Origin of the sequence: Actinoplanes sp. DH11 (assembly GCF_020873875.1) — a bacterium.
Lineage (GTDB): Bacteria > Actinomycetota > Actinomycetes > Mycobacteriales > Micromonosporaceae > Actinoplanes.
The window spans coordinates 1-511 of record NZ_JAHWGU010000098.1 but is presented as its reverse complement, the minus strand read 5'-3'; the positions used below and the strand labels follow the sequence as shown (position 1 = coordinate 511).

Here is a 511-nt window from a genome sequence, read left to right as displayed (position 1 = left end):
CAGCGTCGCCGGCAACTTCAACCCCGTCACCACCGCCAACCGATTACGCAACTCCACCGCCGTCAACGAATCAAACCCCAACTCCGTGAACGGCTGCCCCACCCCCACCGCATCCACACCCGCATGCCCCAAAACCTCCGCAACCTGCGCCCGCACCACCGGCAACACCACATCCGCCTGCTCACCCGCACTCAACCCCCGAACCCGATCCACCAACGCCGCACCCTCAGCAGCAACCCTGCGCCCCGACACCCGCACCAACGACCGCAACACCGGCGCCACCGGCAACCGACGCCGCAACACCCCCACATCCAACTTCACCGGCACCACCACAGCACGATCCACACCCAACGCCGCCTCAAACGCCGCCAACCCCTCCACCACCGACAACGCCGGAAAACCAGCCCGCGCCATCCGACGCCGCTCCACCACACCCGCCATACCGACATCCCACGCACCCCACGCCAACGACAACCCCACCAAACCCCGCGCCCGCCGAAACTCAGCCAAC

At 67.5% G+C, this 511-nt stretch carries 1 protein-coding gene; it reads right to left on the bottom strand.

Annotation, left to right across the window (positions count from 1 at the left end):
• The coding region (locus LPA41_RS40885; RefSeq protein ID WP_229076876.1) for an acyl carrier protein at nucleotides 1–441 on the bottom strand (441 nt) is incomplete at its 3' end.
• Nucleotides 442–511: the final 70 nt, after the last annotated feature.